The sequence below is a fragment of the Streptomyces sp. NPDC047974 genome (assembly GCF_040653375.1).
In the GTDB taxonomy this organism is placed as follows: domain Bacteria; phylum Actinomycetota; class Actinomycetes; order Streptomycetales; family Streptomycetaceae; genus Streptomyces.
The window spans coordinates 31014-45134 of record NZ_JBEZNU010000040.1; the positions used below are offsets into that span (position 1 = coordinate 31014).

Annotated in this window: 11 protein-coding genes; 6 read left to right on the plus strand and 5 right to left on the minus strand. The window is 76.6% G+C overall.

Annotated features, from left to right (window positions below; translation table 11 throughout):
- Positions 1 to 25 precede the first annotated feature (25 nt).
- Complete coding sequence (locus AB0E19_RS34445; protein ID WP_362187672.1) at positions 26 to 463, minus strand: SSI family serine proteinase inhibitor; 438 nt, start codon at positions 461 to 463, stop codon at positions 26 to 28.
- Between the two features lie 387 nt (positions 464 to 850).
- Here AB0E19_RS34445 and AB0E19_RS34450 point away from each other — a divergent pair, with 387 nt between their 5' ends.
- The 6 genes from AB0E19_RS34450 to AB0E19_RS34475 all read left to right on the plus strand — a co-directional run bounded on the left by AB0E19_RS34450 (position 851) and on the right by AB0E19_RS34475 (position 11063).
- The gene (locus tag AB0E19_RS34450; RefSeq protein WP_362187675.1) at positions 851 to 2461 is read left to right on the plus strand and encodes an FAD-dependent monooxygenase; all 1611 of its coding nucleotides are present in this window, start codon (positions 851 to 853) and stop codon (positions 2459 to 2461) included.
- A 261-nt stretch (positions 2462 to 2722) separates the two neighbouring features.
- Positions 2723 to 4210: an NAD(P)/FAD-dependent oxidoreductase gene (locus tag AB0E19_RS34455; protein WP_362187678.1), complete on the plus strand. Its 1488-nt coding sequence runs from the start codon at positions 2723 to 2725 to the stop codon at positions 4208 to 4210.
- Entirely contained in the window at positions 4207 to 7422 is a 3216-nt protein-coding gene (locus AB0E19_RS34460) for a ferritin-like domain-containing protein (RefSeq protein WP_362187681.1), read from the plus strand. Before AB0E19_RS34455 ends, AB0E19_RS34460 begins: the two co-directional genes overlap by 4 nt.
- Before the next feature lie 4 nt (positions 7423 to 7426).
- Positions 7427 to 9076 carry an FAD-dependent monooxygenase gene (locus AB0E19_RS34465; RefSeq protein WP_362187684.1) on the plus strand — a complete coding sequence of 550 codons (1650 nt, stop codon included), beginning with the start codon at positions 7427 to 7429 and terminating at the stop codon, positions 9074 to 9076.
- A complete protein-coding gene (locus AB0E19_RS34470; protein WP_362187687.1) occupies positions 9076 to 10434 on the plus strand; it encodes a cytochrome P450 in 1359 nt (452 codons plus the stop codon). Before AB0E19_RS34465 ends, AB0E19_RS34470 begins: the two co-directional genes overlap by 1 nt.
- Positions 10431 to 11063, plus strand: a complete 633-nt coding sequence (locus AB0E19_RS34475; RefSeq protein WP_362187690.1) for an alkylhydroperoxidase — start codon at positions 10431 to 10433, stop codon at positions 11061 to 11063. Before AB0E19_RS34470 ends, AB0E19_RS34475 begins: the two co-directional genes overlap by 4 nt.
- A 31-nt stretch (positions 11064 to 11094) precedes the next feature.
- Here AB0E19_RS34475 and AB0E19_RS34480 read toward each other — a convergent pair whose 3' ends face one another.
- The 4 genes from AB0E19_RS34480 to AB0E19_RS34495 all read right to left on the minus strand — a co-directional run.
- Positions 11095 to 11613, minus strand: coding sequence for a GNAT family N-acetyltransferase (locus AB0E19_RS34480; protein ID WP_362187693.1), 519 nt, complete (start codon positions 11611 to 11613; stop codon positions 11095 to 11097).
- Positions 11610 to 12326: an isochorismatase family protein gene (locus tag AB0E19_RS34485; RefSeq protein ID WP_362187696.1), complete on the minus strand. Its 717-nt coding sequence runs from the start codon at positions 12324 to 12326 to the stop codon at positions 11610 to 11612. Before AB0E19_RS34485 ends, AB0E19_RS34480 begins: the two co-directional genes overlap by 4 nt.
- 10 nt (positions 12327 to 12336) lie before the next feature.
- Positions 12337 to 13233, minus strand: a complete 897-nt coding sequence (locus AB0E19_RS34490) for a hypothetical protein (protein WP_362187699.1) — start codon at positions 13231 to 13233, stop codon at positions 12337 to 12339.
- Positions 13230 to 14121 (minus strand): DUF2306 domain-containing protein (locus AB0E19_RS34495; protein WP_362187702.1); only part of this gene is annotated, 892 nt, incomplete at its 5' end. The genes AB0E19_RS34495 and AB0E19_RS34490, both read right to left, overlap by 4 nt.

The following is a 14121-nucleotide window of genomic DNA, read 5'->3' on the forward strand; positions in this document are numbered from 1 at the left end:
GGGCGTCAGGCGGCGTCAGGCGGCTTCAGAAGGCGAAGACCGCGCCGGTGCGGGCGTTCAGTTCGCAGGTGTTGCCGTACTGGCGGGCGAAGGAGACGGGCCGGCCGTGCCAGACGCCTTCGGCGCGGACCTCGACCGGGTCGTACAGGAGGACGCACGCGGTGTCGGACTCGCGGTCGACGCGCCCCTGGGAGGCGTCGAGGTCGGCACAGGCGGCGTCCGCGCGGGGGTGGTCGCCGCCGGCCGGGTCGCAGTGGAGGGTGACGGTGCGCGCGGCGGGCGCGGGCGCGGCGGTGGATTCGGGAGAGGGGGCGATGGTGGCCGGGGCGGGGCCGGTGACGGTGAGCCGGAGGGTCGTCGCCGGGGTGGGGACGACCGGTCCCGCGTCGGCCGCGGAGGTGCCGACGGCGGGTGCGGCGAGAAGGAGGGCGGCCAGCAGGGCCGCGGGGGTGTGCGTGTTCATGCCCGGTCAACGACCCTCGGGGACCGGGGGTCACCGCCCGCCGCCGGGGCCGACGGGACGCACCGTGGCGAGGACTCGCCGCGTGAGCGGTGTCCGGGCGGCGCCAAGTCGCCACGGCAGGCGCGCGGAGGAGGGCGTCGCACGACCCCTCGGAGTGGCCGATTCCAGGAGGTCGGAGCGGCAGGGGCCTTGGTACGCGGGGTTCACCACGGTTCCCGCGCACGGCCGGACGGCCGGATTCCATCGATGGTCACGCAAACGGGCCAATGGTTGCACAGGACGTAATCATCCCTGGTCATGTGCGTCTGGCGCCCCTCCGCACGCCCTGGCGAAGCCGATCTTCCGGGCCGCACCCTGGTCCGTGAGCACGAACGGGAGGGATGGCACGTGGACGTCTGTGTGGTGGGGGCGGGACCGGTGGGGCTGACGTTGGCGATCGGGCTGCGGCGGCTCGGCCTGGGGGTGCGGATCGTCGACGCGGCGCCGGAGACGAAGCGGGAGGCCCGTGCGCTGGTGCTGTGGGCGCGGGCCCGGGAGGCGCTGCACGCGCTGGGCGTCGGCGCGGCCCTGGACGCGCACGGGGTGGAGCTGGGCGCGGTGACCGTGCACGCCCGGGGCCGGCCGCTGGGCGAGCTGACCACCGGCTGGGCGCACTCCGCCTTCGCCCGCCCGCTCAACATCGAACAGCACGTCATCGAGCGCCTGCTGGCCGGGGAGCTGGCCGGCCTCGGTACCCGCGTCGAGTGGAACACCGCGCTCACCGACGTCAAGGTGCACGACGACCGGGCCGAGTTCACCCTGCGGCACGGCGACGGGCGGGTCGAGTCGGGCTGCGCGTCGTGGATCGTGGGCTGCGAGGGCACCCGCAGCGTGGTGCGGGACCGGCTGGGGATCGCCTTCGAGGGCCGCCGCCGCACCGGCCTCCAGGTCGTGCAGGGCAACGCGCTGCCGACCTGGCCGCTGCCCGAGGAGCCGGGACGCGGGCACATCTTCCTGGCGCCGCGCCGGGCGCTCCTCGTCTTCCCGCTGCCCGACGGCGGCTACCGCTTCTTCTGCTTCCGCGACGACCCGGATCCCGCGCTCGGGTCGCCCCCGACCCTCGACGAACTGCGCGACCTGGTCGCGGAGACCGCCCGCATGCCCGGGCTGCGCCTCGCCCCCGCCCCGTCCCGCTGGCTCAACCGCGCCCGGTTCAGCGACCGGGTGGCCGCCCGGCTGCGCAGCGGGCGCGGTCTGCTCGCGGGGGACGCGGCGCACGCGTGGGCGCCGGTCGGCGGCCACGGCATGAACGTGGGGGTCCTCGGCGCCCACAACCTCGCCTGGAAGCTCGCCGCCGTACACCGGGGCGAGGCCGGTGACGCGCTGCTCGACACGTACGACGCGGAGCAGCGGCTCCTCGCGCTGCGGTACATCCGGGAGATGCGGTTCAACTTCATGGAGCTGCCGCTGCCGCCCCTCGGGCACCGGGCGTTCACCGCGACCGTGCCCGCCGCGCTGGCCCGGCCCGGCTTCCAGCGCCGGCTCGACCTGCGGCTGAGCGATCTGGTGCGCCACCACCGCGACAGCCCGCTCTCGGTGCGCGTACCCGCCTCCGGCCGGGCCTCGGGCGCGCGGGCCGGCGACCGGATGCCGGACGCCTCCGTGGTCCCGGTGGAGCCCGGGCCCGGCGCGGGAGGTCCCGGGGAGGCGGTGCGGCTGCACCGGCTGCTCGCGTACGCGACGTGGACGCTGGTGCTGCGCGCGGACCGGGCCGACGCCGTCACCCTCGGCGCGCTGCGCGGGGCCTGCGCCGGGCCCGTCCCCGTACGGCTGCTGCCCGTGACGCCCGCGGACGCGCGGGCGGAGGCGGCACTCGGGGATCCGGCGGAGCTGCGGCTGGTGCGCCCCGACGGCCATGTGGGCCTGGTCGCCCCGCTCGGCGGGGTCGAGCCGCTGCGGGAGTACATGGCGGCGCTCGCCGCCGGAGCGAGAGCCGACGGCGTCGACGGCCGGGCCTGAGCCCGCGCCGCCCCGCGCCGCGCCGTCCCGCCCCCCGTGCGTCGGCTTCTCGGCGTCTCGCCCCGTCGCCTGGTCGCCGGGTCGCTTTCTCGTCGTCTCGCTTTGTCGTCTCGCTTTGTCCTCTCGTCCCAGAGTCTGCGCACCGAACCGTCCGGGAGTCGGATCCTGATGTCCACCACGCCCCTCCACCCCTCCGCCTTCACCGTTCCCCGGCCCCGTCCCGGTCCGTCGCCCCGCAGGCGCCCGTGTGCCGGTGGCACGGTGACCGTCGTCGGGGCGGGGATGGCCGGGCTCGTCGCCGCCTACGAGCTGGAGCGGCGCGGGTTCCGCGTCGAGGTCCTCGAAGGGAGCCTGCGGCTCGGCGGGCGGGTGCGCACCCATCGCTTCGGGGCGCAGGAGGGCGCGCCGTTCGTGGAGCTGGGTGCGATGCGGATCCCCACGGCGCACCACCGGACCATGGGGTACGTCGCCCGGCTCGGGCTCGCCGACCAGGTGCGGCCGTTCCGGACGCTGCTGTCGGAGGAGAACGCCTTCCTGGCGACCGGCGGCGGGCACGTGCGGCTGCGGGACGCGCCGCGCGCCCTCGTGGCCGAGGTGCGGTCCTCGCTGGGGCTCGCCGGGTTCCGCGAGGAGACGGTGGTCTTCGGCGCCTGGCTCGCCGCGGTCGTGGACGCGGTCGCTCCGCCCGCGCTGCGGGACGGACTCCGTGCCGACCTGGGCGGGCGGCTGCTCGGCCTGGTGGACGAGATCGATCTGACGCCGCATCTGCAGGGCGGCGGCAAGGACCGGATCGACGTGCACGGGCTGTTCGCGGCCCATCCGGGGATCCGGGCGGGCTGCGGCAGCCGGCTCGACGGCTTCCTCGACGACATCCTGACCGAGACGAGTCCCCGGCTCGTGCGGCTCGCCTGCGGCATGGACCAGCTGGTGCAGCGGCTGGCCGCGCGGATCCGGGGGCCGATCTGGCTCGGTCAGCCCGCCACCGGCTTCGAGGTCGCCGCCGACCATGTGCGGGTGCGGCTCGGCGGAGGCGCGGCGTCCTCGGTCCGGCACTGCGACTACGTGCTGTGCACGGTGCCGTTCTCGGTGCTCCGGGGGCTGCACCTGGCGGGGTTCGACGAGGACAAGCTCGCCGCCGTCCGGGAGGTCGTCTCCTGCCCGGCGACCAAGGTGGCCGTGCACTGCCGGGAACCGTTCTGGGAGCGGGAGGGCATCCGGGGCGGTGCCTCGTTCAGCGGCGGCCGGATCCGGCAGACGTACTACCCGACCGCCGAACCGGCCGGTGCCGAGGGTGCCGGGGATCCCCCGCTCGGGGCGGCGCTGCTCGCCAGCTACACGATCGGCGAGGACGCCGACGTGCTCGGCGGGATGCCGGCGCCGGTCCGGCACCGGGCGGTCGTCGAGGAGCTGGGCCGGATGCATCCGCAGCTGCTGCGGCGCGGGATGGTCCGCGGGGTCGCCAGTCTGGCCTGGGGCGGCCACCCGTGGACGCGCGGCGGCTGCACGATCCGCTGGGGCGCGGACCCGGCGGGCCGGGAGGAGCAGCGGCTGCGGGCGCTGCGGCCGCAGGGCCGGATGTTCTTCGCCGGGGAGCACTGCGCGACGGAACCGGCGTGGATCGAGGGGGCGGTCGAGTCGGCCCTGGAGGCGGTGGAGCTGATCGTGCGGGACGAGGGGCGGCGCTGCGGCCCGTCCCGGGGCGGGCGGTGGCGGGGCGCACCCGCCCCGGCCGGACGGGAGGCGGCATGAGCGTCTTCGACCTGCCCCGGGTGTACTTCGCCGGTACGGCGCTGACCCGGCTGCCCACCGGGCCGCGGTCCGGGCTCGTGGACCTGGCCTCGAACACGGCGCTGCGCGGCGCGGCCGGAGGGGCTCCGGCCGAGCCGTTCGGGGTGGCGGGCCCGGCGGCCGACTACCACGCGCACCTGGCGGAACGGGGCGCGCGCGGCGGGCACTTCTCGGGGAACGGGCATCTGGTGTGGGAAGCCCGGGTCACCGGGGTGGAGCGGCGGGCGGGCGAGGTCGACCGGTCGGACCCGCTGGTGGGCAGGGCGGTGGATCTGTGGGGCCATCACAATCCCTATCTGGGAACGACGGTGAACCGGGCGCGCGTCTTCGACGTCGATCCGGCGTCCGCGTGGACGGCGACGCTGATGGGCGGCCGGTTCGCGTTCGGGCGTGAGGGCCGGTCGCACGACGCCGGCTATGTGTGCCTGGGCGGGCTGAGCGGATTCATGCCGCCGCGCTGGCAGGGCTTCCGGCCGGTGGCGCGCGCGCTGCACCAGTGCGTGGCCGGGGCGGACGAGGGGCTGGACTGGCCGGCGGGTGCGGTGGATTCCCCCGCCGTCACGGCGCTGCGGGCGGCCGTGGCCGAGCGGGACGGCGGGGCGCTCCTCGTCCAGTTCACCCTGGAGGCGGAGACGGGGCGGGAGGCGGAGACACCGGGCGGGCCGGTCGGGGACGCGCCGGGGCGGTGGCGGCTGCGGGGAGTCGTGGCGCCGTGGAGTCCCGGCGAGCCGCGCAGCCATCCGGCCGGCCGGCTGCTCGTCCCGTACGGGGCGGAGGGCGGTGGTGCGGACGGGCCCGGGCCGTGCACGGTGCGGATCGGCCCCGAGGGGGTGGTGGTCAACGAGCCGTACGCACGCGCCGGGACGGACGGCGAGGGCGGGCCCGCGCTCGAAGTGCGCACCGCCGGATCGGGGCTGACGGTCGCGGTGCTGCCCCGGGACGTCCGCGGCGGGACGGTGGCGACCGTGCCCGCGGTGTCCGAGGAGGCGGTGCGCCGGGCCGGGGAGGAAGGGCTCGTGGTGGTGCGGGACGGCACCGGGGTCGTCCTGCGCGAGCGGGAGGCGGTGGTGCTCACCGACGAGGCCGCGCTGATCCTGGACCATCCGGACGCCGAGCGCGGTGACGAGCACGCCGTCGAGGTGCCGGTGCGGAGCTTCCTGCGCGGCCGGCCGGGGCCGCTCGCCGCGGTGGAGGTGCGCCAGTACCCCAACCCGCGTGCCCTGCCCATGGATCCGGCGGCGTCCGACCCGGGCGCCCGCACCGGGGACGTCGAGGTGGTACGGCTCCGGGCCGGACGGACGGGCGGCCGGAAGGGGTCCGAGGCCGAGCCGGCCGGGGGCGCCTGCCGGGTGGCGACGGACGCGGAGGGGTACGGCTGGTTCACGGTCCACGGGGCGCGGCCGGGCACCGCGCGGCTGCTGTTCTCGACCGGAGCGGAGGACCTGCCGCCGGTCGACGCGGCGGCGCACGGTTCGGCGGCGGCCTGCTACGACGACGGGGACGCGCTCGGCTTCTGGGGGTGGGCGGGGGGCGCCGCCGTGCGGGTGCTGCCCGACGACTGGCACCTGGACGCGGTCCTGCCGTCCGAGGTCGACTTCGAGCTGCTGCACCGCGAAGTGTTCGCGTACTACGAGCAGTTGTTCCCGTTCATGCGGGACGAGGTGTTCAGCCTCGCCGACCGCTGCAAGGTGGAGACGTACGCGAAGCTCGTCTGGCAGATGTGCGATCCGGTGAACAAGGACCGCACCTACTACATGCCGCCGACCCGGGACCTGACGCTGCCCAAGGCCCGGCTCCTGCTCTCCTATCTGCGCTCCCGGGGCGCGGCGGCGGCGCGGCCGCACGCCCCGGCGGCGCCCGCGCAACGCCGCGCGGCCGAGCCGCGCATCACCACCCGGGGCCAGTTGCGTGCGGCACTGTGGCAGGCGGTCACGGTGGAGCTGGCGACCTCGCTGCAGTACCTCTACGCGGCGTACACGGTCCCGACCCACGGGACGGGGTTCGCGTACGTCCGCAGCGGGGTGTGGACGCCCCGGCAGCTCCGGCTGGCGTGCGGGGACGGCGGGGAGACCTTGGCGAAGGGCATCAGGGACAGCCTCCTCGACGTGGCCCGCGAGGAGATGATCCACTTCCTGGTCGTCAACAACGTGCTGATGGCGATGGGCGAGCCCTTCCACGTGCCGGCGATCGACTTCGGGGCGCCGGGCCGGCTGCCGCTGCCGCTGGACTTCGCCCTGGAGCCGCTGCACCTGGGCAGTCTCCAGCGGTTCATCGCGATCGAGCGGCCCGAGCGGCTGGCGGGCGGCTCGGTGGGGACGGCGGGGTCCGGGACGGGTGCGGCGGGAGAGCCGTGGGGCGCCACGCCCTCGGGAACGCCGTTCGGGTCGCCGAGCGAGCTGTACGCGGCGATCCGGGACGGGCTGACCCGGGTGCCCGACCTCTTCCTGGTGGAGCGGGGCCGGGGCGGCGGGGAGCACCACCTCTTCCTGGGGGCGGCCGTCGACTCCGTCCATCCCGACTACCAGCTGGAGGTGGACGATCTGTCGAGCGCGCTCTTCGCCCTCGACTTCGTCACCGAGCAGGGCGAGGGCGGGGTCCTGGACGCGCCGGGGGACGGCGGCCCCTCGCACCACGAGACCTTCGTGCGGCTCGCCGAACTCCTCATGGCCGAACGGGCCGACGGGCCCGGCGGGCAGGGGGCGCCGTGGGCGCCGGCCTACCCGGCCCTGCGGAACCCCACGGCCGACCCGGGGCATCCGGGGCGGGCCGCCGTGCTCGACGCGCACGCCCGGCAGGTGCTGCGGCTGTTCAACCGCAGCTACTTCCTGATGCTCCAGCTGATGGTCCAGCACTTCGGCGAGAGCCCGGACGCGAGCCTGCGCCGCTCCCGGCTGATGAACGCCTCGATCGACGTGATGACGGGGATGATGCGGCCACTGGCCGAGCTCCTCGTCACGCTCGACTCGGGGTGGCGGGGGCGGACGGCGGGCCCCTCCTTCGAGCTGGAGGAACCACCCGTGCACATCGCCAGGCCCGATGTGGCCCGGCGCGGTTTCGCGATGCGTTTCCGGCACCTGGCGGCGATGGCCCGGGAGTGCCCGGGCGTCCCGGACCGGGTGCCGGAGCTGATGGCCTGGTACGCGGAGTACTTCGCGGCGGAGGGGAGGAGGTGAGCCGATGACGGCGGTGGAGGAGACCGAGGTGCTCGTCGTGGGCGGCGGTCCGGTGGGGCTGGCGCTCGGGCTCGACCTGGCGTGGCGGGGGGTCGACTTCGTCCTGGCGGAGGCCGGGGACGGCCGGATCACCCACCCCAAGGTGTCGACGGTCGGGCCGAGGGCGATGGAGCTGTTCCGCCGCTGGGGCGTGGCGGACGCGATCCGGGGCGCCGGCTGGCCCGCCGGGCACACCCTGGACGTCGCCTGGGTGACGGCGGTCGGCGGGCACGAGCTGCACCGGCTGCGGTTCGGCACGGTCGCCGAGCGGCCGCCGCCCGCCCACACGCCGGAGCCCGAGGCGATCTGCCCCCAGCACTGGCTCGTGCCGCTGCTGACGCGACGGCTCGGCGTGCGACCCGACGGCCCGGTGCGGCTGCGGACCCGGCTGACCGGCTTCCGGCAGACGGACGACGGGGTGCGGGCCGAGCTGACCGACGCGGCGGGGGTGGTGACGACGGTGCACGCCCGGTATCTGGTGGGGTGCGACGGGGCCGCCTCGCCGGTGCGGAAGGCGTGCGGGATCTCCTCGCCCGAGCGGCACGCCACCCGCACCCTGCGGAACGTGCTCTTCCGGGCGCCGGGCCTCGGCGACCGGCTCGGCGGGCGGGCGGCCCTGGTCCACTTCGTCACCGAACCCGGCGGGCTGCGCTACCCGCTGCGGGCGATGGACGGCCGGGACCTGTACCGGCTCACCTGTCCCCCGGGCCCGGCCGAGGCGCTGCGGGTGGTCCGCCGGGCGCTCGCCCTGGACGTGCCGGTGGAGGTCCTCTCGGACGCCACATGGCACCTGACGCACCGGGTCGCCGCCCGCTACCGCGACGGCCGGGTGCTGCTCGCCGGGGACGCGGCGCACACCCTCTCCCCCTCCGGCGGCTTCGGCCTGGCCACCGGGATCGGCGACGCGGCCGACCTGGGCTGGAAGCTCGGCGCGGAACTGGCCGGCTGGGCGGGTCCCGGGCTGCTCGACGCGTACGGGAGCGAACGGCGTCCGGTCGCCCTCGCCGGCCTGGAGGAGAGCCACCGCAATCTGCGCCGCACCCTGGACCGGCGCATCGCCACGGCGCTCCTGGAGGACTCGCCGCGCGGCGCCGAGACGCGCGCGGAGCTCGGGCGGCGGATCGCGGCCTCCGACCCCCGGCGCGAGTTCGAGGCGCCCGACGCCCACTTCGCCCACCGGTACCGGTCACCGATCGTCGCGGAGGGCACGGGCGGAGAGCCGGTCGCGGCGGCCGGGGACGCCGGCCTACCGGAGTGGGACCGGACGGCGGTGCCGGGCGGGCGGGCCCCGCACGTGTGGCTGGCGCCGGGGCTCTCCACGCTGGACCTCTTCGGCCCGGGGTTCACCCTGCTCCGTCTGGACCCCGGGGGCACGGACGGGACGGCGGGGACGGAACGGGCCTTCGCCGAGCGGAGGGTGCCGCTGCGGGTGTGGAGCCCGCCCGGGGGCACGGAGCCACGGGGCCGGTACGGGCATCCGTACGTGCTGGTGCGACCGGACGGCCATGTCGCCTGGCGGGGCTCCCGGCCGCCCGCCGACCCCGGCGCCCTCGCCGACCTGGTGCGCGGAGCCGGCCCCGCCGCCGGCGGGGCGCGGACGGACGGGGGCGGGTGATGGGCACGGACCGGCTCGCACCGTTCGATCCGGGGCTGCTCGACCTGGTGGATCCTTACCCGGTCTACCACCGCTACCGCGAGCGGGACCCCGTCCATGCCGTGCCGTCGCCCGGCGGTGGCGCGGACGGGTCCGGGGACGTCACCTGGTACCTCTTCCGGTACGCGGAGGTGGCACGGGTGCTCGCGGGGCGCGCCTACCGGCGGAGGTCCCCGGTGACCGGGCGGGCGGCACCGATACCGGAGGGGTACGAGACGCTGCGGCGGGTCGTCGAGAACTGGCTGGTCTTCCTCGATCCGCCCCGCCACACCCGGCTGCGGGCGCGGGTGAACCCGCCCCTCGCCTCCGCCGCCGTCACCGGCCTGCGGCCGGTGGTGCGGGAGATCGCCGAGGAGCTGGCGGCACCGCTCGCGGGGCGGCCGGCCGTCGATGTGGTGGGCGGGTTCGCGGCGCCGTTCCCGCTGCTCGTGATCGCGCGGGTGCTGGGGGTGGAGGGCCGGCTGTGGCCGTGGTTCCGGGAGCGGGCGCTCGCGCTCCAGGAGGCGGGCGGCACGCGCGGCGACCGGACGGGGCCGGGCCTCGCGCGGGCCGACCATGCGGCGGGTGAGCTGGAGCGGTACTTCACGGCCGCGCTGACGGCCCGACAGGAGGCGGGCGGGGAGCCGCGCGACCTGATGGGGGCGCTGGCGGCGGCCGGGCGGGAGGACGCCTCTCTCACCCCGGGGCTCCTCGCGTCGACCTGCGTCCACCTGCTGACGGCCGGGCACGAGACGACGACCGGGCTCCTCGGGAAGGCCGTCCTGGCCCTGCTCGCCCGGCCGGGGACGGTCGCCGAACTCCGCGCCGAGCCGGGGCTCGTGGCGGGGGCGGTCGAGGAGTTCCTCCGCTTCGACCCGCCGGTGCAGATGGTCACCCGCTGGGCGTGGCGGGACACCGAGCTCGCCGGGCGGCGGGTCCGGCGCGGGGACCGGCTGGTCGCGGTGATCGGATCCGCCCACCGGGATCCGGCGCACTTCCCCGACCCGGACGTCCTCGACATCCGCCGGACCACGGGCCGGCACTGCGCCTTCGGGCTCGGCATCCACTACTGCGCGGGCGCGGCGCTCGCCCGCCTGGAGGCGGAGACGGGGCTCGCGGTGCTCCTCGACCGGCTGCCCCTGCTCCGGCCCGACGCCCGCCCGACCGTGGAGGTGGAGTACGCCCCCGACTGGGTCTTCCACGGCCCGTCCCGGCTGGTCCTCCGGAATCGGGAGCAGGAAGAGGAAGAGGAAGAAGAGGAAGAGGAAGAGGCGACCGGGAACGATCACCCCCACTCCTCCGTTATACCCCCCATGGGTATACAGAGGAGGAGCGCATGACCACGACGGGCATCACCACGACCGGCGCCACCACGACGGGCGCCACCACGACCACCACCACGGCCCGCCCACGCCGCCTGTCGGCGCTCACCCCCGACCAGGCCCAGGGCCGGGCCCGCGAGCTCCTCGCGGACATCGTCGAACGGCACGGCTCGGCGGGCGAGATGGTCTCCACGATGGCCCACTCGCCCGCGCTGATCGAGGGTTACCTGAGCCTCTCCCGCGCGATGAAGCGGGTGAAGATCCCGCGCGCGCTGAGCGAGAAGCTCTCCCTCGCCGTCCAGGAGTGGATCGGCTGCGGCACCTGCCGCGCGGCGCACGAGTCGGCCGGCCGCGCCGCCGGTCTGAGCGGGACGGACATCGCGCTGGCCCGTCAGGGCACCTCGACGGATCCGCGCGAGGCCGCCCTGATCGCCCTCGCCCTCAAGGTCCTCGCCGAACCGGCCGCGCTCGGCGACGCGGACATCGCCGAGGTGCGGGCGCACGGGTGGAGCGACCGGGTCGTCGCCGAGGTGGTCGGGGTCGTCGGTCTCAACCTGCTCACCGGCGCTTTCAACCTCCTCGCCGGCATCCAGCCGGACGAGGAGGACGGGGAGGACGGGGAGGGCGGGGAGGAGGGGAGCGGGTGACGGGGGGAACGGAACGGGAGGTGGCGGAGGGTCAGGCCGCCGCGGGGAGCTCCTTCTCCATCAGCGTGAAGGACTTCGCCGGGCCGCCCGGCTGCGGCTTGCCGTCCTTCCGGCCGACGACGCGGTAGCCGGCGTCCCGGTAGTAGGCGGTGAGCTTCGGGTTGGTGGACAGGCAGTCCAGGCGCACCCGGGTCCGGCCGGTCGCGGCCACCCGCTCCTCGGCGGCCGCCAGCAGCAGCCGCCCGGCCCCGGGGGCGACGGCGCGGTCCACCATGAGCCGGTGGACATAGCCGGCGACGGGCGGCTGCGGGCCCCAGGCGTCCTCGTCGTCCCACCACAGCTCCCAGGCGCCGGCGGGGCGCCCGTCCCGCTCCGCGAGCCAGACCTCGCCGTGCGCCATGATCCGGCGGAAGTGGTCCTCGTCCAGCTCCCCGGGCCGCCACTGGCCGGTGACGCCCCGCTCCAGCATCCAGCGGGCGGCGTCGTCGCGGAGCCGTACGAGGGTGGCGAGGTCGGCCTCGTCGGCCGGACGGTGGCGCAGTGTGATCATGTGGCCGATCCTCGCACTCGGCTCGCCGACGGCTCCGGGGCGGCCGGGCGCGAGGGGGCGGTGAAGGAGACGGCGGCGGCGGGGTGGGTGACCTCCGCGTCGGAGCCGAGGGAGTACGCGGCGACGCGGGAGACCACCGCCGCCGGGACCGCGTCGGCGACGCCGGGGACGGCCGGGCAGTCCTGGGTGGCGTGGCCGTCGTACGGGACGACGACCCGGTGGCCGCGGTCCAGTGCCGTACGGGCCGTGGCCCGGACGCACATCTCCGACATCACCCCGCAGACGGCGACGGCCCGGCTGCCGTGCCCGTCGAGCACCGCGCCGAGGGCCGTCTCCTCGAAGCCGTCGTCGTACGGCTTGCGGATCACGAGCTCGGTCGGGCCGGGTTCGACGGGGTGGTGCAGCTCCCAGCCGGGGGTGTGGGGTTCGTCCTCGGCGCCGGGCGGCCCGTCGTTCTGGAGGTGGACGACGAGCGCGCCGGCCGCGCGGGCCCGGGCGATGAGCCCGGCGGTGCGGTCGACGAGCCGGGCGGCGTCGGGCACGGCGCCGTCGCCGGTGACGAAGGCCGACTGCACGTCGACGACGAGCAGCGTGTCGACGGGCGGGACAGGCGAGTCGGCCGGGACAGGCGAGTCGGCCGGGAGCGGGGAATCGGCCGGGGGCTGGGAGTCGGGCGGGAGCGACGAGTCGGGCGTGGCGGGCTGCGCGGTCATGCGGTCATCATCACGCGGCCGGGTGCGGCCGCTCCACGGGGTTTCCGGCCGCCGCCGCCCTGCGCAGCAGCAGCTGCCCGGTCGCCCCCGTCACCAACAGCCCTCCGAGCAGGGCGAGGAGGGAGACCGCGCCGCCCGAAGCCCAGTCGACGTCCGCGGCGCGGGCGGCGAGGACGGTCCCGCAGGCGACGGCGACCGCGGGCACGGCCCGCAGGGCGGGGCGGCTGCGCGTCAGATCGTCCTCGGCGAGCGAGGCGAGGACGCCGACGCCGAGCGAGAGCGCCCAGACGCCGAGGCCCTGGGCGTCGGCACGGTTCACCGTCCACGGCACGAACGCGCTCCAGAAGCCGGGGAGGAAGAGGAGTCCGGCGCCGATGCCGAGCCAGCCCGAGCCGAGGACCGCGAGCAGCGGCCTGGACCAGGCGGGCATCGGCACCGCCGTCCCGGTCCTGCCCGTGGGCGCCGTCCCGGCCGGCCGACGGTACTGGGCGGCGAGGCAGCCGGCGGAGGCCAGGGCGAGGAGGGCCACGACCGGCACCCAGCCGAGGCTGAAGAGGACCAGGAAGAGCGGGCCGCCGGTGGCGACGCGGAGGGCGCCGAGGTTGAGGAGGGTGACGGCGAGCAGACCGGTCATGACGACGACCAGCGGCAGGTAGAGGCTCCGCGCCTCCTCCCAGTCGTCGGCCCGGCCCAGGGTGAGCAGGGCGGGCGCCACCCCCACCATGGCCGCGCCGACGAGACCCGGGCTGAGGGCCTCGGGGGAGGCCCAGGCGCCCACTCCGTGCCCGGTGAGGGCGGCGACGGCGAGGAGGCCGCCGACGCCGAGGCCGACGATGCCGACGACGGTGCCCATCACGACGACGGCGGCGGAGAGTTCGCGCCCGGGACGGCGGCCGGGGCCGCTCATCGGCTCTCCTCCCCGGTCGCGGCGGCGCCGCTGAGCGCCGGTTCGGGTGCCTCGGGCGGCGGGGACTGCGCGGCACGGCGGCGCAGGAGTTCGCGTCCGGCGAGGACCCGGAGGGCGACGACGGTGACGGCGGTGTAGGCGAGCATGCCGCAGCCGATGCCGGCGGCGGCGGTGAGGGCCGTCGCCCGGTCGAGGCCCATGGCCCGTTCGAGGACGGGCACCATGACCGCGGAGAAGGCGGGGGCGAGGAGCAGGGCGGCGAGGTGGAGGCGCCATTCCTCGCGGGCCCAGCCGTTGCCGGCGCGGCGCGCGCCGGCGGCCCGGGCGGCGAGGACGGCGTACACGACCGCGTACGGCACCAGGTAGGCGAGGAGCAGCCGGCGTCCGGCGGTGCCCTGGTCGAGGAAGGCGGGGACGAGCGCGGCGAGGCCGCCCGCGCCCGCGAGGTGGGCGAGGACCATCACGGGTCCCGGCGCCCAGGTGCCGGTGAGGCCGGGGACGGAGGTGCGCCGGTCGAGCGCGCGGGTGGCGAGCAGCGCGCCGAAGGAGACCAGCGCGCCCAGGTGCATGATCGCGACCCGGTTGACGTCCTGGAGGGACAGGCCCGGGTAGAACGCGGGCAGGACGCTCCATTCGACGCGGAGCAGCGGGGCGGTCATCAGGAAGCCGTAGCAGAGCAGCAGCCAGCGCTGGTGGAGGTCGGGGAAGCCCTTGTAGGCGGCGAGGGTGCCGAAGGTGATGCTGCCGACCGTGCCGACCAGGATGACGGCGAGCACGATCCAGAAGGCGGCGCCGCTGAACGCGCGCTCCGGGGGCGTGCGGATCAGGTAGACGGCGGCCCCGGCCATCGACACGTACACGGTCGCGGCGAAGACGACGCCGAGGGCG

Coding starts and splice junctions, on each gene's coding strand:
- AB0E19_RS34470 (WP_362187687.1), top strand. CDS start 9,076: ATGGGCACGGACCGGCTCGCACCGTTCGATCCGGGGCTGCTCGACCTG.
- AB0E19_RS34490 (WP_362187699.1), bottom strand. CDS start 13,233: ATGAGCGGCCCCGGCCGCCGTCCCGGGCGCGAACTCTCCGCCGCCGTC.
- AB0E19_RS34460 (WP_362187681.1), top strand. CDS start 4,207: ATGAGCGTCTTCGACCTGCCCCGGGTGTACTTCGCCGGTACGGCGCTG.
- AB0E19_RS34480 (WP_362187693.1), bottom strand. CDS start 11,613: ATGATCACACTGCGCCACCGTCCGGCCGACGAGGCCGACCTCGCCACC.
- AB0E19_RS34485 (WP_362187696.1), bottom strand. CDS start 12,326: ATGACCGCGCAGCCCGCCACGCCCGACTCGTCGCTCCCGCCCGACTCC.
- AB0E19_RS34465 (WP_362187684.1), top strand. CDS start 7,427: ATGACGGCGGTGGAGGAGACCGAGGTGCTCGTCGTGGGCGGCGGTCCG.
- AB0E19_RS34475 (WP_362187690.1), top strand. CDS start 10,431: ATGACCACGACGGGCATCACCACGACCGGCGCCACCACGACGGGCGCC.
- AB0E19_RS34445 (WP_362187672.1), bottom strand. CDS start 463: ATGAACACGCACACCCCCGCGGCCCTGCTGGCCGCCCTCCTTCTCGCC.